Source organism: Haloferax prahovense DSM 18310 (assembly GCF_000336815.1).
Lineage (GTDB): Archaea > Halobacteriota > Halobacteria > Halobacteriales > Haloferacaceae > Haloferax > Haloferax prahovense.
The window spans coordinates 23,089-48,175 of record NZ_AOLG01000050.1; the positions used below are offsets into that span (position 1 = coordinate 23,089).

Here is a 25,087-nt window from a genome sequence, read left to right on the forward strand (position 1 = left end):
CGAGACGCAGTTATTTGTCTTCGTCTGGCTCACCGGTCTCACCGGTCTCACCGGCCTCACCGTCGCACCGACCGCGAAGGCCGAACAGCGCGACGAGGAGGAACACCGCTCCCTCGACGCGCGCCGCCGTCACCACCCACGGCTTCGCCGTCATCTCGCCGCCGTCCTCGTAAGCGAGGCGCGTCATCACGGCGACCAGTTTGTCCGGAACGAGCAGTTCAACCAGACCGAACGCCGCCAACAGAGCTCGGAGCATATCCACATATCGGGGCGGAATCGGTGAAAAGGCGACGCTCGTTCCTACGACGCGGGAGCGATGGCCTCCCCCGTTCTCGGCTTGCCGCCGCGACGACCGACGGACTCACTCGCCCGACTCGAACCCCGCGACGAACGCGTCGGTCGCGTCCCGCCACGCGGCCGCGAGGTCGTCGGAAAGCGGGTCTGCATCCCACGAGTCCACCGCGTCGTGGTCGTCCAGCCACGACACCACCCCGCGGGCACCGTCCTCGAACGCGACCGTGTAGCGGAACCCGAGGTCGGCTCTCGCCCGGCTGTTGTCGAAGACGGTGCTGTACCGGAAGTGGTCCCGGAGCATCCGTGTCCGGTCGGGCGCGACCGCGCGGAGCACCTCGGTCGGGACGTGGACGAGGTCGGGTTCAGGCGCGTCGAGCGCGGCCGCGACGCGCTCGTGGTACTGGTTCCACGTCATCGTCTCCTCGCTCGTGACGTTGTAGGCGCGGCCGCCGACTCCCGGACGCTCGACCGCGCCGACGAACGCCCGCGCCACGTCGTCGCGGTGACACGGCCCCCACAGCGAGGTGCCGTCGCCGTGGACGACGATGGGCTTGCCCTCGCGGATTCGATCGATGTACGACGAGTTCGTGCCGAGGGTGTGGACGAGCGTGCCGCCCTCGCCGTAGGTGTTCCACGGGCGGAGGACGATCACCTCGAACTCGTCGGGGTCGTGGGCGTCGAAGAACGCGTCTTCGGCGGCGATTTTTCCCGCCGCGTAGTCGCTGACCGGCGGGTTCCGCGGGCTCGATTCGGTGACGGGATTCATCGGCGGCGGCCGGTGGTACACGTCGATGGTGCTGCAGAAGACGTAGCGGTCGACGACGGTTCGGCAGATTTCGACCGCCTCGCGGGCGGTCTCGGCGTCGAAACACGCCATGTCGACGACGACCTCGGGGCTCGCGTCCCGAATCGCGCCGCGGAGTACCGACGGGTCGTCGCGGTCGCCGGCGACCCGTTCGACGCCCGACGGGAGGTCGTCGTCGGTCTCGCCCCGCTGGAGACTGGTCACGTCGTGGCCGGCGGCGACGAGCCGCCGAACGATTCCCGTGCCGAGCAGTCCGGTCCCGCCGATGACGAACACGTCCATGCGTCGTGAGCCGCGGCGAGCGGCCATAAACCCCCGACAGCGGAGCGACAACACTCATCCTGTCTCAAAGCCAATAATTGATTATGAAAGTATATCTCACGGACGGGACGAGCTTCGAGTGCGGCGGCTACAAGGCCCTCGACTCCGGCGGGGTCGTCCTCACCGCCGACAAGAAGCGAAAACAGGTCGTCGGCTACGTGCCGGCGGACGCGCTGGTGTACGTCCTCCCCGACGACGTGGAGCCGGGCGACTCGCTCGCCGAAGGTGGCGTCGGAGACCCAGACGCCGACACCGACGACGCGGACGACGCGTCCGGAGACGACGAGGGTGAAGGGGAAGCCGATTCCGACGGGGACGGACACGACACCGGAGACAGCGAGACGGCCGACCGCGACGACGACGCTGACCCGACCATCACCGAAGCTGGCGTCGACCCGGACGTCGCGGGCGTGACCGCCGCCGACGGGAAGAACGAACACACCCACGAAGACCTCGCGGCGCGCATCGACGAGGTCGAAGGCCGAGTAGACGGCCTCGACGGTCGCGTGGACGCGATGACCGAACAGTTGGCGACGGTCGTCTCGGCGGGTGGCGTCGATGCCGAGGCGGCCGCCGAAGCGGAGCGACACCCCGAGGACCCGCGGAACATCCGCGGTATCGGCGAGGCGTACGCGGCCCGGCTCCGGGCGGCGGGCATCGACACCGTGTCGGCGCTCCGTGGGGCGTCGGACGAGGAACTCGCCGCCGCCGCGGACGTGTCGGCCCGACGGGTCACCGACTGGAAGCGACGGGCCGAGCGGTACGCCGAGCGACTGGCGTCGGAACGCGACGCCGGGCCTGAGAGTGACGCGCGCACCGAAAACGAAACCGACGCCGACGACGCGACCGGTGACGAGTAGCCGCCCGTACCGCTTCCGTTTCCGGAATCGCGTCTCCTCGCGAGGTCGGTCCCGCGTCCCTCGTCCCGCGTAGTTCCCATCGCGCGGGAACTGGCGAAGAGGGTGATACTGTCCCCGCCTAACTCCCAGTTGATGTACGACACAATCCTCGTGCCGATAGACGGGAGCGACTCGATGCAGCCGGTCGTCGAAGACGCCGCGGAACTCGCCGCAGAGCGCGACGCCGCCGTCTCCCTGCTCTACGTCGTCGACGAACGCGCCTTCCTGACGCTCGCCGACGAGCGCGTCGACGAGGTGTACGAGGAACTCAGGTCGCAGGGCGAAGCCGCGCTCGCCGAGGCCGCCGAGACGATGGCCGAGTACGGCGTCGACGCCGCCACGGAACTCCGCCGCGGCGATCCGGCCGAGGAGATTCTCGCGTTCGCCGAGGAGACAGACGCGGCGCTCATCTCGATGGGCACCCACGCGCGCTTCGAGGACAACATCCTCGGAAGCGTCTCGCGGTCGGTCGTCGTCCAGTCGAAAATTCCCGTGCTGGCCACCCCCATCGAGCGACGATAACCCGCCCGCGCCGGGCGAGCGAGTGCGTCGCAACCGCAAATCGGGTTCCGAGGTCCCGTGTCTCGCGTCTGTTCCCGATTCTCGCCGGGGCCAGCCAGTCCGCGATTCTCGTCGCGCGTCCGACCCGGACCCGGACTCCTCGACTCAGAGTCGCAGGAGCAACAGGAGGACGCCGAAGAACGTCGAGGCGGCGCTGATGAGAAGCAGGCCGCCGCTGAGGACGAGCGTGCCGCCGTCGAACGCCGGGGCCGTTCCGCCGGCGGCGACGTTCATCACCGACATGCCCGCCGAGAGGTCGGCGACGGGGGCGAGGACGGCGATACAGAACGTTACGAGGCCGGCGACGACGAGGGCGTAGGGCGTGAACGGGGGAGTCCGCCGAGTCGGGTGGCGGCGGACCGGGTAGCTGCGAGACATACCTCTCGTACGTCGCCATGCTAATTTGGTACGTGTCGGCTACTCACGGGAAACGAGCGTTAGACCCGGCCTACCGCCGTGATACCGCGATTCTCGACGTGGCGCGCGCACCGTCGGGTCGCCCCCGACGGTCGGGCGGTTTTGGGCCTAGGTCGGGCCTAACGCCGAGCGAATGCACCGCGAAGTCGTGGTCGTGGTCGTGTTCGGGTTCGGAACCGGCTCTTTTGTCCCCGGGCGACGAGGAAAACAGAGAACAGGCCCCGACAGCCGCACATCGGCGGTCGGCGTGAGGGCGGCGGCGAGTGCGTCGGTCCGGCCTCCGAACTCCGGGTCCTACTCTTCGTCCGCCTCGAAATCGAGCGCGACCGAGTTGATACAGAAGCGCTTGCCGGTCGGCTCCGGGCCGTCGTCGAAGACGTGGCCGAGGTGGCCGTCGCAGGTCGAGCAGACGACCTCGGTGCGGTCCATGCCGTGGCTCAGGTCGCGTCGAAGCTCGATGTTCGAGTCCTCGGCGGCGTAGAAGCTCGGCCACCCGCAGTTGGAGTCGTACTTCGTCTCCGAGCCGAACAGCTCGGTCCCACAGCCGGCACACCGGTAGACGCCGTCGTCGCTCCGGTCGACGTGTTCGCCGGAAAACCGCGGCTCGGTCCCCTGTTCGCGGAGGACGCGGTAGGCGTCCTCCGAGAGTCGCTCGCGCCACTCTGACTCCGAGAGGCTGAATTCGCTATCGCTCATACGTCGAAAGAGGGTTCGGACGCCCAAAGGCTCGTCGGCTACTCGCGTCGGAGCTCGGCCGGCTACCCGCGTCGGAGGAACTCCGGCAGCCGAATCCGAGAGAAGTCGTCGCCGCCGCCGTCGAGGACGGACGCTCGGCCGACGGCTTTGGGAATGCCCTGTTTGTCCGTCGGCTTCTGCATCGTCACGTCGGCGCGCCCCGCCGTGGAGGGCGATGTCTCCTCGTCGACGAGCGCCTCCCACACGTCCTGTTTCGAGTCGTACTCCGACTCGTTTCGGGCGACCCGCTGTTTCCCCTCCTCAAAGGCGAGTTGGAGGACGCTCCGGCCGTAGGCCGTGCCGGCCTGCCGGCGGATGCGCTCGAACTCGCCGCGGTTCGGGTGGCCGAGCGCGCTGGAGACGCCGAGGGCGTACATCCGGCGGATGGCCTCCTCGTCCGAAATCGTCCGCCAGTCCGTTCCGAAGACCCGTTCGTACATTGTTGTGGTTACCTCAGAGGTCGACCTTCGACCGGGGGTCGACGACCAGTCCGTTGTCGGTGAAGTCGAGCGACCGGATGTCGCAGTCGATGTTCGTCCCGCGCATCTTGATGACCTGAATGCCGCGTGTCATGCCAGTCGCCTCCAGATAGTTGTGGAAGAACACCACGCCGTGGGCGAGGAAGTGCTCGTCGGAGTACGACGAGGGGTCGGTCATCTCGGAGATGAGAAGCGTCGTGGCGTCGCCCTGCTTGAGTGCCGTCAGAAACCGCGTCATCTCCTCGGAGCCGTTGGCGAAGAACAGCCGGAGCAACATCGTCGAGTCGATGACGAGGCGGTCGACCTGTCGGGAGTTGACGAACGCGACGATTTTGTCGGTGAGGCTCTGGACGCTCGACGACCCCCCGGTCTGGGAGAACTGGTTGAGGATGTGTTTCCCCTTCGGGCTCACGAGGTTGATAAAGCGAAAGCCCTCGGAACTGGCGAGCGTCTCGAAGCCGAAGTCGAAACTCGACATGTCGTTTATCAGCTCGTCTTCGGTCTCGTGCATAGTGATGTACATGCACTTCTCGCCGTTGCGTAGCCCCTCGGCCATGAACTGCGCCGTGAACGTCGTCTTCCCGCTCCCCGGCGGTCCGCTCAGTACGTACAGTCGGCGCGGGAGGAAACCACCCTGGATGAGCTCGTCGAACCCGCTTACCCCACTCGGAATCCGCATGGTCGGACACTCGCCCGTCTTATTATAATCGTTCCGGGACTAGTATCGAAATTGAGACTTCGAGACGGCGCCGAGCGGACGATTCATCACTCAGGAAACAGTTCGACTTCAGATTTGATACCATCGATGGCCGTCACGTCGCCCGCGTCGAGTTCCAGCGAGACGGCGTCGAGGTTCGCCCGGAGGTGGCGCTCGCTCGACGCCTTCGGAATGGGACACAGCCCCTTTTCGGCCACCCACGCGAGGCTCACCGCCTCGGGCGTCGCGTCGTGTTTCTCCGCGACCGCGACGACTTCGTCCACGCCGCGGACGCGGCCTCCCGAAAGCGGCGAGTACGCGACCACGTCGTAACCGCGTTCCTCGGCGTGGTCGAGGAGTTCGGGGCGCTGAAACAGCGGATGATACTCCGTCTGATGGGCGACGAGCGGTGCGTCGAGCAGGGCGAGCGCCTCGTCTAGCTCGGCGACGGTGAAGTTGCTCACGCCGACCCCGCGGACGAGGCCGTCGTCGACGAGTTCGTCGAAGGCGGAAAGCGTCGCCTCGGCGTCGTAGGTGTCGACGGGGCGGTGGACGTACAGGAGGTCGACGTAGTCGACGCCGAGTCGGTCGAGGCTCTCGCGGGTCGTCCGGCGAACGTCGGCGGGCGCGAGGCTGTCCGCCCAGACCTTGGTGGCGAGCGTCACGTCCTCGCGGGGCACGTCGGCGGCCGCGAGCGCGTCGCCGACGACCGTCTCGTTGCCGTAAATCTGTGCGGTGTCGACGTGGCGATAACCCAACTCCAGCGCCGTCGTCACGGCGGCGGCCTCGTCGGGCGTGTCGAGGCCCATCGTCCCGAGACCGATGCGGGGGAGCGACCGGGTCATCGAGACGATTCACCGCCTTCGCGGCCGCCGTCGGCCGCGGGACCCGTTCCGTCCGGTGCGCGCGACGCGCCCGCCCCGCCGTGGACGACGGGCACGCCGTCGAGTTCGAGCAGGTCGTCGAGGCCGGCGATTTCGTGGGTCGGGTCGGGCGTCGGCGTGTGGTCGGCGCGGTGGCCCCGGCGGATGAACGCGGAGTCGACGCCCGCGGCCTCGGCGGCGGCGATGTCGCTGTCGCTGTCGCCGACGAACAGCGGCGAGTCGACGCCGAGGTCGGCCATGGCGCGTTCGAGGTAGTAGGGTTCGGGCTTCTTGCGGTGGAGACTCGTCATCGAGGGCTCGCGGCCGTAAGCGGTGCCGAACAGGTCCGCGGCGTCGAGGTGGTCGACGACGAAGTCGATGGTGGCCTGCTGGTTGCTGGAGACGATGCCCATCGGCGCGTCGATGCGGCGGAGCGCGTCGAAGTCGTCGTAGGGAACTTTCCGGCCGTCGGCGATGGCCCGCCGTTGGGCGGCCGACTGGAGTTCGTCGCGGACGCGAAACAGCGTCTCGGGGTCGAGGTCGTAGGGCTCGGCGGCGGCGCGCACGTCCTCGGGAGAGACGTGGATGACCACCTGCTCGACGTGGTCCGGGTCGGGGTCGGAAACGCCGAGTTCGGCGAAGGCGTCCCACGTCGCGTCGCGGAGGGGCGAGAGTTCGACGAGCGTTGTCAACACGCCGTCGTGGTCGAAGATGACCGAGTCGTACATACCCGGACTCCGGCGGCGCGACGTGAATCGTTTTCGCCTCCGGCCGCGGCCGCGAGCGCGAACACGGTCCCCAATCCCGCCGCGTTGCGAGTCTTTTAGCGCCTCGAAGCCGCAGGTCTATCCGATGCTGGCTGGACTCACACGCGGGGTGGCGAGATGACTCGCGACGTGTGCATCGTCGGAGCCGGGGCCGCTGGGGCTGGCGCGGCCTACGCGCTCCGCGAGGCGAACGCGAACGTCACGATTCTCGAGAAGAGCCGCGGGGTGTGCGGTCGCGCCGCGACGCGCCGCCGACACGGCTGTCGGTACGACCACGGCGCGAACTACGTGAAAGACTACGACCGCCGAACGGCGCAGCTCGTCCGCGGACTGGGCGCGGACGGGCTGGTCAACATCGACGAACCGGTCTGGACGTTCGACGGCGACGGCGTCATCTCGGAGGGTGACGCCCGCGACCAGCACAAGTGGACGTGGACCGAGGGCATCACCCAACTGGCGAAACGCCTGCTCGCGGAGACGGAGGCGACCGTCGAGCGAGAGACGCGCGTCGCCGCCATCGACCACAACCCCGACAGCGGCTACTGGTCCGTCGTCGACGAATCGGGGACGCGCCACGGCCCGTTCGACTCGGTGCTTCTGACACCGCCGGCCCCCCAGACGGCCGCGATTCTGACCGAGATGGGCTGGGGCGACCAGTGCATGGTCGCGCTCCGCGAGGCCATCGGGAGCGTCGAGTACCGAACGGTTCGGACCGTCGTCCTCCACTACCCCTTCGAGCGCGAGGAGCCGTGGTACGCGCTCGTCAACCCCGACAAGACCCACCCGGTCGGCTGGGTCGCCCGCGAGGAGTGCAAGGAGGGCCACGTCCCCGACGGCGAGAGCCTGCTCGTCGTCCAACCGAGCCCCGAGTGGTCCGAGGCGCACTACGACGATCCCCTCGACGACGCGGCCGACGAGGTCGCCGCGATGGTCGCCGAACTCCTCGACGACGAGCGCCTGCGCGACCCCGACTGGGTGGACGACCAGGGCTGGCGGTACGCCCTCCCCGACGGCGTCGCCGACCGCGAGATACTCCGCCGCGGGGAGTCTCACGGCCTCTACTTCGCTGGCGACTGGACGGTCGGCGAGGGCCGAGTCCACGCCGCCCTCTGGAGCGGCGTCGACGCGGGCGAGCGAATCGCCGAGCAGTAGTCGAAAAGAGCCGACGGCGACGACGTCAGAGGTCGACGCGACGACCCCGACGCGGCCTCAGATGTCGACGTCTTCGCCGTACACCGACTCGCCGCGCTGGAGTCGCGCGGCGATGCTGAACGTCTGTTCTCGCTCCCGGCGCGTCGGCGAGTGCGCCGCGAGGTAGCGCGCGACGCCGACGAGGAGCGTCCGGGCCTCCTCGGGCGGCCGCGTCGCCGCCTGCTCGAACCCGGCTTCGAGCGCTTGGTAGGTGTGGAAGCCGGCGTCCTCGCGGAGCAGCGCGCCCCCGAGTTCGCGGCGGAGCCTCGCCGGGTCGCCGCCGCCGTCGAGGAACCCCGCGGCCGCCCGTCCGGCGTCGTTCACCCGCCCCTCGGCGTCGAAGGCCGCGGACAGCGTTTCGAGTGCTTCCGCGGGGTCGGCGTCGGGGGTCGGGTCAGGAAGCGGGGCCGGGGGCGTGTTCAGGAACCGGTCGAGGTAGACGTTGACGGCGGCGTCGAACGCGCCGCGGTAGAGTTCTCTCGCGCCCGTCCGCTCGGCGAGCCGGTGGACCGCGTTGGCGTAGGTGAACGTGTGGTGGACCGTGTTCCAGTCGCCGAACTCGTTGGTGGTCGAGAACCGCGCGACCCGCGTGCCGGCGGCGAAGGCGACGACAGCGGCGAGCTGGGCGGGCGTCGCGCCGCCTCGAATCGCCTCGGTCAGCGCGTCGACGACGGCGTGCGGGTCGTCGCCGAGGAGGGTGTCGAGCAGGCCGTCCGGTCGGGACCACGTCTCGCCCGCGCCGGCGTCGACGTGGTCGTCGAGGTCGGCGAACACGTCGTCGAGCGTTCCCGCGAGGTCGATTGGGCGACGCCACTCGGCGGACTCCTCGGCGCGGTCGGCGCGGGCGAGTCCGCGAACGAGGCTCGGGAGGACCTCGTCGGCGCGGTCCCAGCCGACGTGGTCGAGCGCCTCGCAGGCCTTGTTGACGAAGTCGAGGACGTGCCCCGTGTCGAGGTAGCGGTGGTCGGTGGCCGCGGCGGCGACCATGCCGGCGAGTTCGGCGTCGTCGCGGCCGGCCGCAATTGCGGTCCGGAGGACGCGCTCCGCCCCGTCGGGGTCGCGGACCTCGACGTTCTCGCGGAACCACGACCGCAGGCGGTCGAAATCGGTGTCGGTCGCGCCGAGGGCGTCCTGTTCGAACTGCGGCGGTTCGCCGGAGGCGTCGCCCGCGACGTGGACGAGTCCCTGATAGAGCGCGCGCTTTCGGTCGTCGGGGTCGAGGTCGGGGAGGACGTTCGCCATCGCGGTCAGGATAGTGAGACCCGACCCCCAACCGTCGCGCCGGTAGCGACAGCCGAACCGGACGCCGGTCGAAAGCGGCTCCGTCGGCTCGACGCCGGCGTCGAGGAGGCCGATGACGGACTTCGCGACGACCAGTCGGAGGTTCTGTTCGAGGCCGTCTTCCAGCCGATTCGACCAGCGGACCGCCGGCGGTTCGTCCGGGTCGGGGTTCGGGTCGACGTAGACCGTCCCGTCGCGCACCTCCACGGGGTAGGTCCGCACGTCGTCGGCCCACGGGTCGAAGGTGTCGCCGCAGGAGAGTTCGAACCGGGCGTGGTGCCAGTGACAGGTCAGTACGCCCTCGTCCACGGAGCCGCGAGCGAGCGGGAAACCCATGTGCGGGCAAGCATTGTCGACGGCTCTGACGGACCCCTCGTGGTCGAAGAGGGCGATAGAGCGTCCGTCCAGCGCGACCAGTTCGCGGCCGGACTCGCGGAGGTCCGCGAGGTCGACGGCGGGGTGAAAGCGGTCTTCGGATGCCATGTGCACACGTTCGACACGATAATTCCTAAAGATTCGCTGAAGCGAATTTACGTCGGCGACGTGATGTGTTCTCGAAGAGTCTGTGTCTGCGCGGTCCTCACGCCCTGTTTCGGGTGAATCCGGGGTTCAACGACCGATGAATCCCGTGCTGCGAGCTAGCACGATTCGGGCGTGTCTTTTTCCTCGCCGAGACCTAACGAGGAGTCGTGTCCGCGCTGACCGTCCGCATCGACCCCCACGTGCACTCGGAAGGCTCGTACGACGCGCACGACCCGGTGGAGCTCATCTTGGAGCAGGCCGCCGAAATCGGGTTGGACGCCGTCGTCGTCACCGACCACGACGTCATCGACGAGTCGCTCCGAGCGGCGCAACTCGCGCCGATGTACGGCCTCGTCGGCATCCCCGGCGTGGAAGTCTCGACGGCCGACGGCCACCTCCTCGCGCTCGGCGTGGAGGAGCTTCCGCCGCGGCGTCGCCCGCTGGACGAGACGGCCCGCTGGGTGCGCGAGCGCGGCGGCGTCGCCATCGTCCCGCACCCCTTCCAGCGGAGCCGACACGGCATCGGTCGCCGTCGGCTCGGCCGGTATCACGACGCCGCGGGCGGCGACGCCTTCGACGCCATCGAGACGTACAACTCGTGGCTCTTCACGGGCTACAAGAACCGCCGCGCCCGTCGGTTCGCCGCGAAGCGCCAGTACCCCGGCGTCGCCGGGAGCGACGCCCACAAGGTCGGGTACGTCGGCCGCGCCTACACGGAAATCGACATCCCCGACGTGTCGCGCGCCTCTCTCACCGCCGACGACATCTTGGACGCCGTCCGCAACGGCTCGACCGAGGTGCAGGGCCGGCGGACGCCGATTCCGACGAGCACGAAACACTACGCCGGCGCGGCCGGCCGGAAGTCCGCGTACTACGCCAAACGCGGGGCGCTCGGGAGCGCACTCCTCGCCAAGAAGGGCGCGTTCAAGTCCGGCTACTACGCGAAACTCGGCGCGCTCAAGAGCGGGTCGCTGGCGAAGACCGGCGTCGCGCAGGCCGTGCGGATGCTCTACCGGATGTCGCCGTTCTCGCGGTAGCGGGCAGTAACGCGGACGCCGGCGCGAGCGTCGAACAAACGAGTGCTGTTCTGTCCTCAGTCGTCAGAGCCCACGAGTTCCTCGTACTGCGCGCCGGTCTGTTTCAGTTTCGCCGTCGAGTAGAGTCGCTCGTGGTCGAACGGCAGGNAGTCGTCAGAGCCCACGAGTTCCTCGTACTGCGCGCCGGTCTGTTTCAGTTTCGCCGTCGAGTAGAGTCGCTCGTGGTCGAACGGCAGGTGGTCGTCGGCCAGTTCGTCTATCTTCTCGTCGACGGCGTCGGCGTCCCGGCCGTGAATCATGGTAAAGAGGTTGTACTCCCAGCCCTGTCCGGGGCGGCGCGGGCGGTGGTAACAGAGCGTGACGTACGGGAGGCTCCCGACGGCCTCGCCGCGGGCGTCGAGTTCCTCGTCGGGGACGTTCCAGACGACCATGCAGTTGTTCCGAAAGCCCGTGACGATGTGGTTGACGACGCAGCCGATGCGCTTGATACAGCCGTCGGCGAGCAGGCGCTCGACGGCGACGAGCACGTCGTCGACCTCGGTGTCGAGGGCGTCTGCCACGTCGCGGTAGGGCGTCTTCGACAGCGGGAAGCCGCCCTGAATCTCCACGAGCAGGCGGGCTTCGAGAGACGAGAGGTCGCCGGTGGCGTCCTCGGAGATGCGGGTGGCGCTCACGTCGGTCTCCCCGAGGCTCTCGCGGGCGAAGCGGTCGTCGTTGACGATGGGGAACTCGAGGTCGATGTAGTAGTCGGTGAGCATCGGGAGGTTCAGCACCTCACAGCCGGTTCGCTCCTCGATTTCGTCGAGGATGCGGTCGCGCGTCTCGCGGGAACCGGCGGTGACGACGAACCACATGTTCCACTCGTGGGCGCGGCGGTAGTTGTGGTTGACTTGGCGGTAGCCGTTGATGAGTTCGGCAATCTCCTCGAAGCGCTCCTCGGGGGCCGAGACGGCCGCGAGCGTCGAACTGCCGATGACGGGCGGATTGAGAACCGGGCCGAACCGCCGGAAGATGCCGTCTTCGCGGAGCCGACGGACGCGGTCGAGGGCGTCGTCCTCGTCGATGCCTAACTCCGCGGCGACGACGCGAAACGGCCGCTGTTCGACCGGGAAGCCGCTTTGGTATTCGTCGATAAGCGCCGCATCGACCTCGTCGATGCCGTCCCGCCAATCGTCCGACAACGCGCTCATTACCCGGCGTTAGGAGTCGGGAAGCCTATCGCTTTCGGACGGCGTCGTCGGTCCCGGCCAGCGGGACCGAACGGGACGTTTTTTGACCGCTCGGCCGAACACAGAGGCATGGCAGTAGTCGAAAGCGAGTTCGGGGAATGGCCGCTGAAGCGTCTGATGACGGAAGTCGTCGGCACGGGCACGAAGTCCGCCGAGGACATGACCCGCGAGCAGGCGTCCGAGGCGATGCGCCGCATCCTCGCCGGCGAACCGGACCACACGACGCTCGGCGCGTTCTGGCTCGCCAACCGCTGGAAGCACAACAACGCGGAGGAACTCGCCGCCTACGCCGACGTGATGGCCGAACACGTCGAGTACGCCGAGCCCGAGGTCGACCCCGTCGACTGCGGCGCGAACTACGACGGCAAGGGCAAGACCGCCATCCTCGGCGTCGCCGCCGGCGTCGTCGCCGCCGCGGCCGGCACGCCCGTCGTCGTCCACTCCGGTGACCGCGTCCCGACCCAGAAGCAGGACGCCTACAAGCACGTCCTCGACGAACTCGGCGTCCGCACGGAACTCGACCCCGACGAGTCCGCCGACATGGTCGACGACACCGGCTTCGGCTTCTACTACCAGCCGCGGTTTAACCCCGCCATCCACGCCCTCTGGGAGCGCCGCGACAACATGGGCGTCCGGACGTTCGTCAACACCATCGAGACCATCGCCAACCCCGCGAACGCCTCGGTTCACCTCGGCTCGTTCTACCACCTCGCGTTCGCCAAGAAGATGGTCGACACCTTCGAGGCGAGCGAGCACCACGACCTCGACCGCGTGCTCATGTTCCAGGGCATGGAGGGCTACGACGACATCCGCCCCGGCTACACGAAGGTCGCCGAGTGGACCGCCGGCGACGACGGCGAGGCCACCTTCGACGACTTCGACATCGAGACCGCCGAGTACGGCATGGACTTCGAGTACGACGACCTCGGCGTCGACGAGGACGACGTGGCCGGCGACTCCGCCGAAATCACCGAAGCCGTGCTCGCCGGCGAGCGCGAGGACCGCTTCGCCGACGCCGTCGCCCTCAACGCGGCGCTCCGCATCTACGCCCGCGAGGACGCGGAAACCATCGACGAGGGACTCGAGATGGCCCGCGAGACCATCGCCTCCGGCGACGCGGAAGCCGTGCTCGAAGACCTGCGCGAGTTCTGAAGTCGCAGTCGCAGCCGACTCGAACGCTTGCCCTTCAACACGCCGGCCCCACCGGCTCGCCGCCCGCGTATTGGACCGACTCCACGTCCACGACGTAGACTGATTCTGACGACCCGTCGGCGTGCAACCGGTCGGTGCTGTACCAGTACGGGTGCGAGACGCGAACCGTCCAGCCGTCGAGGCTCCGAGCGACGACCGACGCCGATTCGCCGCTGACGGTCGCCGACGTGCCGTACGTCGTGACGCACTCGCTGGCCGCCAGTTCGGTCTGGAGGCGCGTTTCTTCCGCCGCTATCGCCCGCCGCTGGGCCTCTCTGTCGAAGACGAAGACGGTGCCCGCGGCGACGACGAGGAAAATCAAAAGAAGCGAGAACGCGGCGCGGCGGTCCATACGCACCCGACCGCCGGCGCGAATAAGTGTTTTCTTCCCCTAGATGTCGAGGTCGCCACTCTCGTCGGCCTCGTCGAAGGGGTCGCCGCCCTCGGCGTCGCTCTCGCCGTCGTCCAGCGGGAGCGCGATGCCGACGAGCGTCTCGCCGGCGGTGACGGTCGCCTCGCGGGCGATGGAGTAGACGAGGCCCGCGCGCTCGGCTTCGACCTCTTGGAGCACCTCGTAGGTGGTCGGGTCGTACACCCACCCGAGGTGGTCGCCGGGGCGGACCTCGCGGGCGAGTTCCACGTCCTCGCGGGCGACGAACAGGCCCGAGGCGGCGGCCTGCACGCGGCCGAGGTGGTTGCGATAGGTGCGGCCGTCCCACGGTTCGACCGCGCCCGAGAGGATACCCATGTCGCGGCAGACGTTGAGGACGCCCTCGACGCCGGCGACGATGGCCGGCTCGACGAGCTGTTTGTTGTGGGCGAGTTCCGGGGTGATAGAGGGGATTCCCGCGTTCGTGGCCGCGACGCGGAGTTTGCCGTCGAAGCTCCGTTCGGTCCACTCGTCGTCGGCCTCGTCGCCCGCGGCCTCCGCGAGGAGGATGTCGACGCCGAACGCCCGCGCGAGGTCGCGGGAGGCCTCGTCGCCCCGGAGGTAGACCGTGTGGGTGAGCATGTCCGGGCTCCCGGTGTGAAGGTCGACGATGGCGTCGGCCTCGCCGATGTACTCCCAGAGCTTCGCGGCCATGCGCTGGTGGAGCGACCCGTCGGCGTCGCCCGGCCAGACGCGGTTCATGTTGGAGTTGACGGAGTCGAGCTCCTCGGGCGTGACGTAAGAGACGCGGTCGAACGTCAGCGGGTCGGCGACGGGGACGGCGACGACGCGCCCCGAAAGCTCCGCGCGTTCGAGGCGGCCGTGCAGTCGGCGGAGCACTTCGGTGCCGTTGATTTCGCGCCCGTGCTGGGCGGCCTGCACGTAGAGCGTCGGGCCGTCTGACCCGTCGGCTGGTTCGTAGGTGTGAACCGTCGTCTGTACCGGGACGCCGGAGGGGAGGCGAGTGAGCGTCACGGTCTCCGCGGTATGCATATCCGACGCATCGCGGTGGGGTGTCTTGTAGTTAGGGGAGCGAGAAAAGCGGGCGGTGCGAGGCGATGCCGGGCGTCAGTTCCGGTCGTCCGAGGTGTCGATGCCGAACGGCAGATACAGCGGACACGTCCGGCGAAACCCGGTCACGAGCAGGATGACGCCGACGGCCGCGACGAACACGGCCCCGAGCGCCGCGGGCACCGAGCCGAACCCGAGCGAGAACAGCCCCGCGTAGCTTCCGACGCCGCCGACGACGAGGAGCGCGCCGAGCGCGAGGCGAACAGTCCGGTCGAGCGTGCCGACGTTTCGTACCATACAGTAGTGCTTATAATTTACAATACATCAATCTAGCGCAGATTCCCGACTGACGGGGCGTATCGAAAGAAGGTGGTCGCTCCGGGCGATTCAGTCGTCAGCGGGCGTTCCACCCGACGGTTCGCTCGCGGTTCGGGAGAAGTAGCTCGCGAGGAGCGGGCCGGTGATGTTGTGCCAGACGCTGAACAGCGCGGGCGGGAGGGCGGCGGCGGGCGAGAAGAACGACAGCGCGAGGGCCGCGGCGAGCCCGCTGTTCTGGAGGCCGACTTCGAACGTCGTCGTCCGGACGCGGTCCTCGGACATGCCGGCGAGGCGGCCGGTGCCGTAGCCGGTTCCGAGGCCGATGGCGTTGTGGAGGACGACGGCCCCGATGGCGGCCGCACCCGCGCCGAGGATGGTGTCGACGTTGAGGCCGACGACGGCCGCGACGATGGCGACGATGCTCAGGACCGAGACGAGCGGGAACACGTCGAGGCCGACTTCGGCGACCTCGGGCGCGTTGCGGTCGAGCACGAGGCGGAGCGCGAAGCCGAGGACGACCGGGATGAAGACGATTTGCAGGATGTTGACGAACAGGTCCATGAAGCCGACCTGGAGCTGTTCGCCGGCGAGCGCGACGACCCACGCGGGCATGACCAGCGGCGCGGCCAGCGTGGTGACGGTCGTGATGGCGACCGAGAGCGCCACGTCCCCCTTGCCGAGGTAGGCCATGACGTTCGAGGCGGTGCCGCCGGGGGCCGCGCCGACGAGGATGACGCCGACCGCGAGCTCCGGCGGGAGCGAGAGAACCACCGTGAGCGCGTAGGCGGCGGTCGGCATGATGAGCCACTGGGCGAGCGCGCCGATGGCCACGTCTCGCGGGTGCTCCGCGAGTCGACGGAAGTCAACGGGCTGGAGTGTCAGCCCCATCCCGAGCATGATGAGCCCGAGCAGCGGCGAAATGTAGGGCGCAATCCACGTGAACAGGTCCGGTTGGACCAACGCGGCGGCCGACGCGAGGAGCACGAGGCCGACGAAGTAGGTATTCGCGAGTTCCGACAGGCGTTCGAGGGTCGACCGAGCGTTCATTCGGAGTGTCCTCCGTCAACATGTGATGTCATCTCACGCCACTCGGTCGCGGGGGAGAAAAACGTCTGTCGGTGTGACAGTCCGCGGTGCCGACCGGAAGACGCGGGCCGAACGGAGTCGTGTCAGCGCCGCGGCCGACCCCGAGGCGGCACGGTTTTCACTCGCCCGCCCGACGGGTCGAGTATGAGCGACAACCCAACGGCCACGCTCCACACGAACAAGGGCGACATCACGGTCGAACTCTTCGAGGACAAGGTCCCGAACACGGTCGAGAACTTCGTCGGCCTCGCGACGGGCGAGAAGACGTGGGTCCACCCCGAGACGGACGAGACGATGGAGGGCGAACCCCTCTACGAGGACATCCTCTTTCACCGCATCATCTCGAACTTCATGATTCAGGGCGGCGACCCGACGGGAACCGGCCGCGGCGGCCCCGGCTACACCTTCGACGACGAGTTCCATTCGGACCTCAGCCACGACGGCCCCGGCGTGCTCTCGATGGCGAACCGCGGCCCCAACACGAACGGCTCGCAGTTCTTCATCACGCTCGACGCCCAGCCCCACCTCGACGGCAAGCACGCCGTCTTCGGAAAAGTCACCGACGGCATGGACGTCGTCGAAGACATCGGCTCGGTCCCGACCGACCGCAACGACAAGCCGGTGTCCGATGTGGTCCTCGAATCGGTCGACGTCGAGCAGTAAGCGCCGCGAACACCGAGACGCGACCGAGACGCGACCGAGCGCGACGGACGCTACCCGCTCGCGTTCGCTGGGACGACGGTCCGACCGCCGTTCGAACCGTCGGCGCGGTCGAGCCACGCCGGTCGCGTCACCGTCGTCTCGCCGACCGCGTCGTACGCGAACCAGACCTCGACGCCGAGGCCGTCGCGGGTCTCGTAGGTGACGCGCATCGAGCGGACGAACCCGCTTTCTTCGACGATCGCTTCGACCCGATAGCCGCGCGACCGCGGGAAGTCGGTGTCGCGGCCCTCGATTCGGTACAGCGGGGTCCCGTCTTCGACAGTCGCGTTCGTCACACTCTCTACGCGCGTCACCGTCGTCTCGTCCGCCGAGAGGTACCACTCGAGGTAGCGGGCGGCGCGCGAGGCCTGTCGCCCCGGACCGTCGCGCACGTCGGGGTCGAGGACGCGGGCGGCGACGCCGTCCGGCTCGGCGGGGCGGCGGGCGTAGCGCGTGGTCCCGTCGGCGTACGCGTCCTCCGAGGCGGTCGGGCGCGGGAACGCCCTGAGTCGCCCGGCGCGCTGGACCTCAGAAACGTAGACGTGCGGGGCCTCGACGTGAACGACCTCCACCTCGCGGCCCGTCTCGTCGCCGGCGATGGACTCGCGGTATCGGAGGGTCCACCGGTACGACCGGTTCGCCGCGGCCCTTCGGTGGGCCGCCGCGAGGAGCGTCGCGTTCTCGACGCCCGCGGTGGTCACGCCGGGGGCGACTGTCCGCGGTTCGGGCGTCGGCGTCGGCTCGGACGTCGTCGCTGCCAGCGTCGGAACCGACGGCTGTTGGCCGCCGAGCGCCTCGCCGAGCACCGGTACGCCGCCCGGCCCGGCGGTCACGGCGACCGCAGCGAGAAGGAGCGCGACGAAGAGAAGCGGCACGACCGGGAGCGACGAGAGCGCGGGAGGAAGCAGGGACGCGAATGGCCCGGTCCGCGCGCCGCCTGCGCCCTCGGTGCCCCCTGCACCCCCGCCCCCACCGTCGGCCGGCAGGTCGGCGAGGCGGACGCCGAAATGGTCGGCGACGACTTCGTCGCCGCGGCCGCCGAGGAGGCCGTATCGGACGAGTTCGTAGAGGTCGTCGACCGAGAGGACGCGGGCGTCGTCAGGGGCCACGCGTCGGGTCCGCTCGGGGTCGCCGAGCGCGACGACGACTGTCGCCTCGTCCGGGACCGGCGGCGACAAGAGACGTCGAGACCGAGCGGCGACCGCGATTCGGTCGATTCGGTCGCCGCGGCGGGCGACGACGAGGCGGTCTTCGACGGTCGTCTCCCACCCGCGGGCGGTCCAGAGGTCGGCGAGAAATCGGCGGCGGTCGCTGGGACTGGCGGCGCGAATCAGGTCGCCGAAGCGCGAGCGACGGGACTGCCGCATCGTCCGATAGTAGGGCTCGATAGCGAAAGAATCACCGGGCGCACACCGAGATTCGGTTTGGTTTCTCCCGCCGCGCGACCGACAGCGCAAAGACCACCGCGCCGCAAGGGCCGACGATGAGCGAGGAGTCCGAGCGTCCGAAGCCGAGCGACTTCGGAACCGACGAGAACGCCCCGCCGGTCGACGAAAAGCCCTACAAGATAATCTTCGAGGCGAACAAGTGCTTCGGGGCCGGTCGGTGCGCGGAGGTCGCCGACAACTGGGAGATGGACCTCGAAACCGGCCTCGCCCGCGCTAAATCGTACTTCGTCGGTGAGGACGAACTCGACGAGAACATCGAGGCGGCGGAGGTCTGCCCGGCGAAGAAGGGCCGCGGCGTCATCCACGTCATCGACCGCCGAACAGACGAGGAGCTATCGCCGAACCCCCACGGCGACGGAACCCTCTCGGTCGACTGGTAAAGCGAAAGCACTTTTCACCCCCTCGGAGAACGGGAGAGTGCGCGGGGGTGGCTGAGCTAGGCCAAAAGCGGCGGACTTAAGATCCGCTCCCGTAGGGGTTCGCGAGTTCAAATCTCGTCCCCCGCACTTGTACCGAGGAACTACGTGACGAGTGTCAAGTGCGGGGGACGAGATTTGAACCCGACGAGTCGCAGCACCCGAGCGACAGCGAGGGAGACCGTCTCGGCACGGTTCACAATCTCGTCCCCCGCACTCGCTTCTGCGAACGATAGTGGGCGGAGCGATGCGTCCAGCCGTCTCGCACTACTTCTCGACGAGACACCACGGACCCGGTCGCACAAACAGCAAAAAATCTGCGTCGGTGATGGCTCCCGCCGGCGCGTTCACGCCGGTAGTTCGACGCCGAGTTGCGAGAACACGCGTCGCCATGCTCGCGGCGTCTTTCACTTCGACGATGGTTCCTTCGTCGATGCGGCGGTAGCTGAACCCGTCGACGGCGATCTGCGAGCCCGTCGGTTCGATGCCGCGGAACGTCCCGAGATGCGTGCCGCGGAGGGTCCACCAGACTATCACGGCGTCGCCCTCGGCGACCATCGCGTTGATTTCGGTCGTCGCGTCCGGGAACGCGCCGTCCCACTCGCCGTGCAGTTCCTTGCTATCTTCGCGCGTGACGAGCGCCTCGTCGGACCCGCTTCGCGTCGTGGCGATGCAGACGGTGTCGGCGTACAGTTCGTCGAGCGCGTCGAGTTCGTCGCGGTTCCACGCCCGGTCGAACTCGGTTCGAATCAGGGTGCGGTTCTCCTCTGTGGCCGTTCGTGTCGACATGCGTACCCACCCGGCGTCACCACGGCGACCCGCCCGACCGCGCGCCGACGCCGTCGTGAGGTACGACCCGCGAGGACATAGCGTAGTGCTACCAGATAGCACCCAGTAGAGGATATGAGTGACGTGCGGATTGGCGGGCGAGTCGGTGGGCAAACGCCACAACCGCCGACCACGTTATGTCGGTTCCCCGCCAACGTGTAGGAATGGCTTCGACGCGTAGACACCGCTACTCGGATGGACAGGGGTTCGGCGACCCCTACGAAGGGTTCGACCTCGACCCGCCGACGTACCGGGTGAACGGACGACTCGTCGACCCGGCGGACGACCACGTCCTCGCCGAGTTCGTGGACGAGGACGGAATCGACCCCGAGGCGGTCGACGCGGCGGCGCTCGTCGAGGTCGGACTGGCTTACGCCGCCATCGAGGAGTACGAACAGGCAGTCGACAGTTTCAGTCGGGCGGTCGCCTACGCCGACGAGGACTCGCCGACGGCGTGCGAGGCGTGGGTGAACAAGGGTGTCGCCCACGCGCAACTCGGCGAGTATGACGAGGCAATCGGCGCGTACCGCGAGGCGCTCCGCATCGACGACGACGGCGAACACGCCGCGGCCGCGGAGACGAACCTCGCGTACGCGCTGTGGGAACTCGGCGACTCGTCGGGGCCGCTCGACCGCGCCGAGCGCGCCGTCGAACTCGACCCGCGACTCCCGCAGGCGTGGTACAACCGCGGCTTCTTCCTCGCCGAACGCGGCCTCCACGAGGAAGCCCTCCGCTGTTTCGACACCGCCATCTCACTCGGACTGCGCGATAGCTCGGTCCGGGGCGAGCGCGACCGGTCCCTGGCGTTCCTCGAAGCGGACCTCGTCGAGGGCGAGACCGAGGCCGAACCCGAAGCGCGGGAGGAATCGGAACCGGACCGGGCCCGTGACGTGGAACCCGGAGCCCACGAAGTCGCCGACGCGGACGGGTCCGACGACCCGGCCGTCAGTGAGCGAGGCGAGTAGGGCCGCACCCACAAACATTTTGACAGTTCGGCTAATGACATGTAATTAGACCGTGTCACCCGGACTCCTCGTCACGCGATTCGACGCCACGCTCCTCGGGATGGCCGTCTTCATCCTCGTCGGGGCCGTCGTCGGCGTCGTGTCCGCCCTGCCGACGCCGCTCGCCGCGGGCGGTGGCGCAACCGGAGCCGCCGCCCTCGCGCTCGGCGTCACCGTGAGCGAACTGTAGTCGATTCTCGGAACTCGTAATTCCGTGAGGCTCAGAGACCCCGCTTCTCCCGCCAATATCATTCCTGATATCTAGCGGGACAACGCTTTACGTCGCTCTCTTGCTACCAAGTGGCATGAAGCTCGCCACGCTGGTTCCGGCGGTGCTCAGGCGGAGCTACCTCCGGAAGTTTCTGTTCGTTATTCTCCTCGTGGCCGCGGTGATGGGCGGGTTCGGCCTGTACGTCTCAGACATGGTCGGGACCGAGGTCAGAGCCGACACCCACAGCGACTTGGAGATGGTCGCCGCGCTGGAGGCCGAGGGACTGTCGAGTTGGATGGACGGCTACGCACGGACCACCCGGATGCTCTCGGAGTACGAGACCGTCCAGACGGGCGACCCCGACACCATCGACGAGACGCTCGAACGCGAGAAGGACACGCTCCCCGACGAGGTGATGGCCATCCACTACGTGAAGCCGTCGAACCGCGACATCGTCCGCAGCACGAACGGCGTGATAGAGGCCAAGTCGGTCTCCGACCTCGGCCTGTCGTGGACGACCGGGTCGCTGACGATGTACGACCCCGACGCGGTCGCCGTCTCCGAGGTCTACCGCTACGCCGGGAGCGAGCGCCTCGCCTTCCTCAGTCCCGTGGAGGGTCGAGACGGAGCGGTGATGGTCGTCGTCGACGCGACGAAACACGCCGAACTGCTGAGCGAATCGGTCGAGGGGTCGCAGACTCGCGTGGTGACTGAGGGTGGTGTCATCGCCTTCGACAAGTACGGCAAAAACGTCCTCACGACGTACCGTGAGGGCGCGGCGACGCCGGCGCTCGACGCCGCACTCGGCGGCGAGACCGGCGTCATCGAGCGCGAGGGCGAAGGCGACGCGGGCGACGAAGTCGTCGCCTACGCGCCCGTCTCGGGAACGAACTGGGCGGTTCTCGTGGAAGCGCCGCAGCGTAACGCCTACGCGGTCGCGCAGGTTGTCGAGCGCGACGTCGCCGTCCTCATCGGCGTGGGCCTCGCCGGCCTCGCGCTGGTCGGCGTCGTCATCGGTCGCAACACGGTGCTGTCGCTCCGGCGACTGCGGACCAAGGCGGCGGCGCTCGCCGGCGGCGACCTCGACGTGGACCTCGAAACCCGCAGAGTCGACGAGTTCGGGGCGCTGACGAACGCGTTCGCCGAGATGCGCGACGGCCTGCGCGAGCGCATCGAAGCGGCCGAAGACGCCCGACGCGACCTCGCTAGTGCCGCCGACGACTACCGCGAGACGATGGACGCCGCGGCGACGGGCGACCTGACGGTGCGCACGTCGGTCGAACCGGACGACGAGGCGATGGCGGCTGTCGGCGACGGCATCGACGCGATGCTCGCCGACCTCGAATCGACCATCGGACAGGTCGCGTCGTTCGCGGCGACGGTCGACGCGGCGGGCGAGCGCGTCACCGCCGGCACCGAGGAGGTCAGCGCCGCCTCCGAACGCGTCGAACTGGCGACCGCCGACATCTCCGACGGCGCGGCCGAGCAGGCGTCGCTCCTCTCGGAGGTCTCTTCAGAGATGCAGGACCTCTCCGCGACGGTCGAGGAGGTCGCCGCCTCCGCCGACGAACTCGCTGACCTCGCGGGTGACGCCGCGGACCGCGGCGAGGCCGGCCGAGACGCGAGCGCTGCCGTCCACGACGAGATGGCGAACATCGACGCACGCGTCGCGGCCGCGGCCGAGGGCGTCGAAGCCCTCCGCGACGAGGTGGCTGACATCGGCGAGGTGGTCGACCTCATCGAGGACATCGCCGACCAGACGAACCTGCTCGCGCTCAACGCCTCTATCGAGGCCGCCCGCGCCGGCGAGGCGGGCGCTGGCTTCGCGGTCGTCGCGGACAGCGTGAAATCGCTCGCGGGCGAGACCGCCGACGCGACGACCGAAATCGCGTCGTCAATCGAGTCAGTCGAAGAGACCGCCGACGAGACGGTCGATGCGGTCAAGGCCGCCCGAGAGCGCGTCTCGCAGGGCTCCGAGACGGTCGAAACCGGCGTCACCGCCATCGACGAGGCGGTCGACCGACTGGCGGAAGTCGACCACGGCGTCGCCGCCATCGACGAGGCGACCGCCTCGCAGGCGTCGGCCGCGCAGTCGGTCGCGCGCCTCGCGGACGAGGCCGCCGAAATCGCCGACGAGACGCGAACCGAGGCGGCCGACGTGGCCGGCGCGGCCCACGAGCAGAACGACGCGATGGTCACCGTCGCCGGGAAGATGCAGGAGCTTTCGTCGACGACCGACGAACTGCGGGCGCTCGCGGACCGGTTCGAAGTACGCGAAAAAGCGGAGCGAGACGGCGACGTCGACGCGGTAGAATCCGGAGTCGAGGCCGATGCGACCGCGGCGGTGGACGAGACGAACTCCGAGCCGATTTCGGCACCGACGATGTCCGATCTCGCGACCGACGGCTCGGGCGGAGACGAGTCGGACGGAGGCGGAACCGTGTCCGGAGACGGAACCGAGTCGAGAGAACGCAAACCTACCCGCGACGGACCGGACGAGAACTGACGCGGCCGCGTCGCTGGCGGGTTTTTACTGGGGAGGATATCACTCGATTCAGTTGTTCGATTCGAGCGCGCGAACGCGAGCCGTCGACTCTTCGATGTGAGTTTCGTGAGAAAGGGATAGGCAGCCGCACGGGAGCGGCCCGCGCGGCAAATGCCGCCCTAGATTGGTCCCCGCTGACGCTTCGGCCCTCCAAAGCGAAGCGTCACCTGAATGGAGTGCGGCGAGATACTTAAACGTGCCGCCATTCGCCCAAATCCGGCGCAGGCGGGCGATTCGAGGGCGCTCGCGACGCAACGGGCTTTTCTCCTGTCGGGACCTTCGTCCGGGCATGAGCGAAGACGACATCCCCGGTCGGGTCCGCCGCGCGTTCGGCGACCACGGGTCGTTCGAGCGGGTCGACGACCGCACCTTCGAGTCCGTGACGACGCCGTTCGACGGCACCGTCAGCGTCGCGGCGCGGGACAACGGCCACGTCGAGTTCGGCGTGGAGGTCCGCGTCCCGATGCTCTCGGCGGTCGCCGACGACGTGGCACCCATCGTCGAAGACGGCTGGTACGACACCTTCGAACTCCGCCTCGAAGACGTGAACGGCGTCGTCGCCGGCGACCACGGCCTCGACCCCGACGTGACGCGGGCGGGCGACGAAGCGGTCGTCCGGGCGAGTTTCGCCGACGTCAACGAGCGCCGCGGCGTCGACGACGCCGGCGCGGTCATCGACTACGTCGAGGGCACGTTCGTCGAGGGCATCATCCCGGGCTACGACTACGAGGAACCGGTGACGAGCCTCATCCAGAACGCGCGAGACGCCGCCGGCGCGGGCTTCTGAAAACAGGCAACGAACGCGTCGGCTCGGTTCGAGCACGGGTCGGCGAACCCGCGCGGTCGCTTCCGACTCAGTCCATCGCGATGTACGTCTGGGTGTCCTCGATGCCCGGAACCGACTGGATGCCGCCGGCGATGTCCTTCACGTCGGCGGGGGTGTCCACCTCGACTTTCACGATGAAGTCCACGTCGCCGGCGACGATGTGGGCGCTGACGATGCCGTCCGAGACGGCCAACAGCTCCTGTTTCAGCTGGTCGATACCGTCGGAGACGGGCGCGGCCTTGACCATGATGTACGCGTAGACCATCGTCACGCACCTCCCGCCGTGGTGACGACCTCGTCGCCGACGAGCAGTTGTCGCACGTCGTTGAGCACGTCGAAGTCCGCGAGGACGGCCACGCGGTCACCCGTCTCCAGCGAGTCGTCGGAAAGCGGGATGCCCATCGGACCGTCTTTCTTCCCGAACGCGAGGACGCGGGCGTTCGCCGGGAGCGCAACCTCCTCGATACTGTAGCCGTTCATCGGCGACGCCTCCGTCACCGTCACGAGGATAACCTGCAGGTGTTGGGCGATGTCCGCGATGGCGCGGATGGACCCGCCGAGAAGCGCGTTCTTCGCGCCGATAGCGCCGAGGCGCTCGGGGTAGACGATTTCGTCCACTTCCTTCGCGTACTTCTGGTACACCTCCTCGCGGTAGTCCTCGTCGACCCGGAGCACCGTCCGACAGCCGAAGTGCTTGCCGATCATGCACGCCGCGAAGTTCACGTTGAGGTCGGCGGTGAGCGCGCCGAGGGCGTCGGCCGCCTCGATACCGGCGTCGACGAGCACCTCCTCGCGGGAGCCGTCGCCTTCGACCACCTCGAAGTCTGCTTCGCGGGCCCGCTTGACCCGGTCGCGGTCCAACTCCACCAGGACGATGTCGTGACCCTCCTCGCGGAGGACGCGAGCGGTGCGCAGCCCAACCCGTCCAGCACCAATGATAACGAACCGCATGATAAGACGGTATGTCGGCGGA

29 protein-coding genes and 1 tRNA gene are annotated in these 25,087 nt (G+C 68.6%); 12 read left to right on the plus strand and 18 right to left on the minus strand.

Annotated elements, in window-relative coordinates:
* Window positions 1-10 precede the first annotated feature (10 nt).
* Both C457_RS14630 and C457_RS14635 read right to left on the minus strand, forming a co-directional pair.
* A complete protein-coding gene (locus tag C457_RS14630; protein WP_008095817.1) occupies window positions 11-256 on the minus strand; it encodes a hypothetical protein in 246 nt (81 codons plus the stop codon).
* A gap of 105 nt (window positions 257-361) precedes the next feature.
* Window positions 362-1,381, minus strand: coding sequence for an NAD-dependent epimerase/dehydratase family protein (locus C457_RS14635; RefSeq protein WP_008095818.1), 1,020 nt, complete (start codon window positions 1,379-1,381; stop codon window positions 362-364).
* A gap of 83 nt (window positions 1,382-1,464) precedes the next feature.
* Here C457_RS14635 and C457_RS14640 point away from each other — a divergent pair, with 83 nt between their 5' ends.
* Together C457_RS14640 and C457_RS14645 are read left to right on the plus strand one after the other, a co-directional pair.
* The gene (locus tag C457_RS14640; protein WP_008095819.1) at window positions 1,465-2,280 is read left to right on the plus strand and encodes a helix-hairpin-helix domain-containing protein; all 816 of its coding nucleotides are present in this window, start codon (window positions 1,465-1,467) and stop codon (window positions 2,278-2,280) included.
* Window positions 2,281-2,412: 132 nt separating this feature from the next.
* The gene (locus C457_RS14645; protein WP_008095820.1) at window positions 2,413-2,841 is read left to right on the plus strand and encodes a universal stress protein; all 429 of its coding nucleotides are present in this window, start codon (window positions 2,413-2,415) and stop codon (window positions 2,839-2,841) included.
* A 144-nt stretch (window positions 2,842-2,985) separates the two neighbouring features.
* Here C457_RS14645 and C457_RS14650 read toward each other — a convergent pair whose 3' ends face one another.
* From C457_RS14650 to C457_RS14675, 6 genes are all read right to left on the minus strand, one after another.
* Window positions 2,986-3,258 carry a hypothetical protein gene (locus C457_RS14650; protein ID WP_008095821.1) on the minus strand — a complete coding sequence of 91 codons (273 nt, stop codon included), beginning with the start codon at window positions 3,256-3,258 and terminating at the stop codon, window positions 2,986-2,988.
* A gap of 333 nt (window positions 3,259-3,591) precedes the next feature.
* Window positions 3,592-3,993 (minus strand): peptide-methionine (R)-S-oxide reductase MsrB, encoded by a 402-nt coding sequence (msrB, locus tag C457_RS14655; RefSeq protein WP_008095822.1) that lies wholly within the window; start codon window positions 3,991-3,993, stop codon window positions 3,592-3,594.
* A 62-nt stretch (window positions 3,994-4,055) separates the two neighbouring features.
* Window positions 4,056-4,472 (minus strand): hypothetical protein, encoded by a 417-nt coding sequence (locus C457_RS14660; protein WP_004975580.1) that lies wholly within the window; start codon window positions 4,470-4,472, stop codon window positions 4,056-4,058.
* Between the two features lie 13 nt (window positions 4,473-4,485).
* The gene (locus C457_RS14665; RefSeq protein WP_004975581.1) at window positions 4,486-5,190 is read right to left on the minus strand and encodes an RAD55 family ATPase; all 705 of its coding nucleotides are present in this window, start codon (window positions 5,188-5,190) and stop codon (window positions 4,486-4,488) included.
* Window positions 5,191-5,276: 86 nt separating this feature from the next.
* Window positions 5,277-6,053 carry an aldo/keto reductase gene (locus C457_RS14670; protein WP_008095825.1) on the minus strand — a complete coding sequence of 259 codons (777 nt, stop codon included), beginning with the start codon at window positions 6,051-6,053 and terminating at the stop codon, window positions 5,277-5,279.
* On the minus strand, window positions 6,050-6,799 hold the full coding sequence (locus C457_RS14675; RefSeq protein ID WP_008095828.1) for an HAD family hydrolase: 750 nt from the start codon (window positions 6,797-6,799) through the stop codon (window positions 6,050-6,052). Before C457_RS14675 ends, C457_RS14670 begins: the two co-directional genes overlap by 4 nt.
* Before the next feature lie 156 nt (window positions 6,800-6,955).
* Here C457_RS14675 and C457_RS14680 point away from each other — a divergent pair, with 156 nt between their 5' ends.
* On the plus strand, window positions 6,956-7,990 hold the full coding sequence (locus C457_RS14680) for an NAD(P)/FAD-dependent oxidoreductase (protein WP_008095829.1): 1,035 nt from the start codon (window positions 6,956-6,958) through the stop codon (window positions 7,988-7,990).
* A 57-nt stretch (window positions 7,991-8,047) separates the two neighbouring features.
* Here C457_RS14680 and C457_RS14685 read toward each other — a convergent pair whose 3' ends face one another.
* Window positions 8,048-9,793: a Rieske (2Fe-2S) protein gene (locus C457_RS14685; RefSeq protein WP_008095831.1), complete on the minus strand. Its 1,746-nt coding sequence runs from the start codon at window positions 9,791-9,793 to the stop codon at window positions 8,048-8,050.
* A 206-nt stretch (window positions 9,794-9,999) separates the two neighbouring features.
* Between C457_RS14685 and C457_RS14690 the strand changes: the two genes are divergently transcribed.
* Entirely contained in the window at window positions 10,000-10,869 is an 870-nt protein-coding gene (locus C457_RS14690) for a CehA/McbA family metallohydrolase (protein WP_008095833.1), read from the plus strand.
* 56 nt (window positions 10,870-10,925) lie between these two features.
* Here C457_RS14690 and ahbB read toward each other — a convergent pair whose 3' ends face one another.
* Window positions 10,926-12,059: a siroheme decarboxylase subunit beta gene (gene ahbB / locus C457_RS14695; protein ID WP_008095835.1), complete on the minus strand. Its 1,134-nt coding sequence runs from the start codon at window positions 12,057-12,059 to the stop codon at window positions 10,926-10,928.
* 108 nt (window positions 12,060-12,167) lie between these two features.
* On the opposite strand from ahbB, the gene C457_RS14700 reads away from it, so the two are divergent.
* Window positions 12,168-13,250, plus strand: a complete 1,083-nt coding sequence (locus C457_RS14700; protein WP_008095836.1) for an anthranilate phosphoribosyltransferase — start codon at window positions 12,168-12,170, stop codon at window positions 13,248-13,250.
* Between the two features lie 34 nt (window positions 13,251-13,284).
* On the opposite strand, the gene C457_RS14705 is transcribed toward C457_RS14700, so the two are convergent.
* From C457_RS14705 to C457_RS14720, 4 genes are all read right to left on the minus strand, one after another.
* The gene (locus C457_RS14705; RefSeq protein ID WP_008095837.1) at window positions 13,285-13,641 is read right to left on the minus strand and encodes a hypothetical protein; all 357 of its coding nucleotides are present in this window, start codon (window positions 13,639-13,641) and stop codon (window positions 13,285-13,287) included.
* Between the two features lie 39 nt (window positions 13,642-13,680).
* Window positions 13,681-14,712: a succinylglutamate desuccinylase/aspartoacylase family protein gene (locus C457_RS14710; RefSeq protein ID WP_008095838.1), complete on the minus strand. Its 1,032-nt coding sequence runs from the start codon at window positions 14,710-14,712 to the stop codon at window positions 13,681-13,683.
* A 75-nt stretch (window positions 14,713-14,787) separates the two neighbouring features.
* On the minus strand, window positions 14,788-15,027 hold the full coding sequence (locus C457_RS14715) for a YgaP family membrane protein (protein ID WP_008095839.1): 240 nt from the start codon (window positions 15,025-15,027) through the stop codon (window positions 14,788-14,790).
* A 90-nt stretch (window positions 15,028-15,117) separates the two neighbouring features.
* Window positions 15,118-16,095, minus strand: a complete 978-nt coding sequence (locus C457_RS14720) for a bile acid:sodium symporter family protein (protein ID WP_008095840.1) — start codon at window positions 16,093-16,095, stop codon at window positions 15,118-15,120.
* A 183-nt stretch (window positions 16,096-16,278) separates the two neighbouring features.
* Here C457_RS14720 and C457_RS14725 point away from each other — a divergent pair, with 183 nt between their 5' ends.
* The gene (locus tag C457_RS14725; RefSeq protein WP_004975597.1) at window positions 16,279-16,797 is read left to right on the plus strand and encodes a peptidylprolyl isomerase; all 519 of its coding nucleotides are present in this window, start codon (window positions 16,279-16,281) and stop codon (window positions 16,795-16,797) included.
* A 50-nt stretch (window positions 16,798-16,847) separates the two neighbouring features.
* Here C457_RS14725 and C457_RS14730 read toward each other — a convergent pair whose 3' ends face one another.
* On the minus strand, window positions 16,848-18,203 hold the full coding sequence (locus C457_RS14730) for a hypothetical protein (RefSeq protein ID WP_008095841.1): 1,356 nt from the start codon (window positions 18,201-18,203) through the stop codon (window positions 16,848-16,850).
* A 116-nt stretch (window positions 18,204-18,319) separates the two neighbouring features.
* Here C457_RS14730 and C457_RS14735 point away from each other — a divergent pair, with 116 nt between their 5' ends.
* Window positions 18,320-18,664, plus strand: a complete 345-nt coding sequence (locus tag C457_RS14735; protein WP_008095842.1) for a ferredoxin — start codon at window positions 18,320-18,322, stop codon at window positions 18,662-18,664.
* A gap of 41 nt (window positions 18,665-18,705) precedes the next feature.
* A tRNA-Leu gene (locus tag C457_RS14740) sits at window positions 18,706-18,790 on the plus strand.
* A 177-nt stretch (window positions 18,791-18,967) separates the two neighbouring features.
* Here the strand turns inward: C457_RS14740 and C457_RS14745 are convergent.
* Window positions 18,968-19,489 carry an ester cyclase gene (locus tag C457_RS14745; protein ID WP_008095843.1) on the minus strand — a complete coding sequence of 174 codons (522 nt, stop codon included), beginning with the start codon at window positions 19,487-19,489 and terminating at the stop codon, window positions 18,968-18,970.
* 203 nt (window positions 19,490-19,692) lie between these two features.
* Here C457_RS14745 and C457_RS14750 point away from each other — a divergent pair, with 203 nt between their 5' ends.
* The 4 genes from C457_RS14750 to C457_RS14760 all read left to right on the plus strand — a co-directional run bounded on the left by C457_RS14750 (window position 19,693) and on the right by C457_RS14760 (window position 24,075).
* Complete coding sequence (locus tag C457_RS14750) at window positions 19,693-20,493, plus strand: tetratricopeptide repeat protein (RefSeq protein WP_008095846.1); 801 nt, start codon at window positions 19,693-19,695, stop codon at window positions 20,491-20,493.
* A gap of 52 nt (window positions 20,494-20,545) precedes the next feature.
* Complete coding sequence (locus tag C457_RS20675; RefSeq protein WP_008095848.1) at window positions 20,546-20,722, plus strand: hypothetical protein; 177 nt, start codon at window positions 20,546-20,548, stop codon at window positions 20,720-20,722.
* A 115-nt stretch (window positions 20,723-20,837) separates the two neighbouring features.
* A complete protein-coding gene (locus C457_RS14755) occupies window positions 20,838-23,249 on the plus strand; it encodes a methyl-accepting chemotaxis protein (RefSeq protein ID WP_008095849.1) in 2,412 nt (803 codons plus the stop codon).
* 328 nt (window positions 23,250-23,577) lie between these two features.
* A complete protein-coding gene (locus C457_RS14760) occupies window positions 23,578-24,075 on the plus strand; it encodes a DUF5813 family protein (protein WP_008095852.1) in 498 nt (165 codons plus the stop codon).
* A 67-nt stretch (window positions 24,076-24,142) separates the two neighbouring features.
* Here the strand turns inward: C457_RS14760 and C457_RS14765 are convergent, their stop codons facing one another.
* Window positions 24,143-24,379: an Lrp/AsnC ligand binding domain-containing protein gene (locus C457_RS14765; protein WP_004975606.1), complete on the minus strand. Its 237-nt coding sequence runs from the start codon at window positions 24,377-24,379 to the stop codon at window positions 24,143-24,145.
* Between the two features lie 2 nt (window positions 24,380-24,381).
* Entirely contained in the window at window positions 24,382-25,065 is a 684-nt protein-coding gene (locus tag C457_RS14770; protein WP_008095855.1) for a potassium channel family protein, read from the minus strand.
* Window positions 25,066-25,087 lie beyond the last annotated feature (22 nt).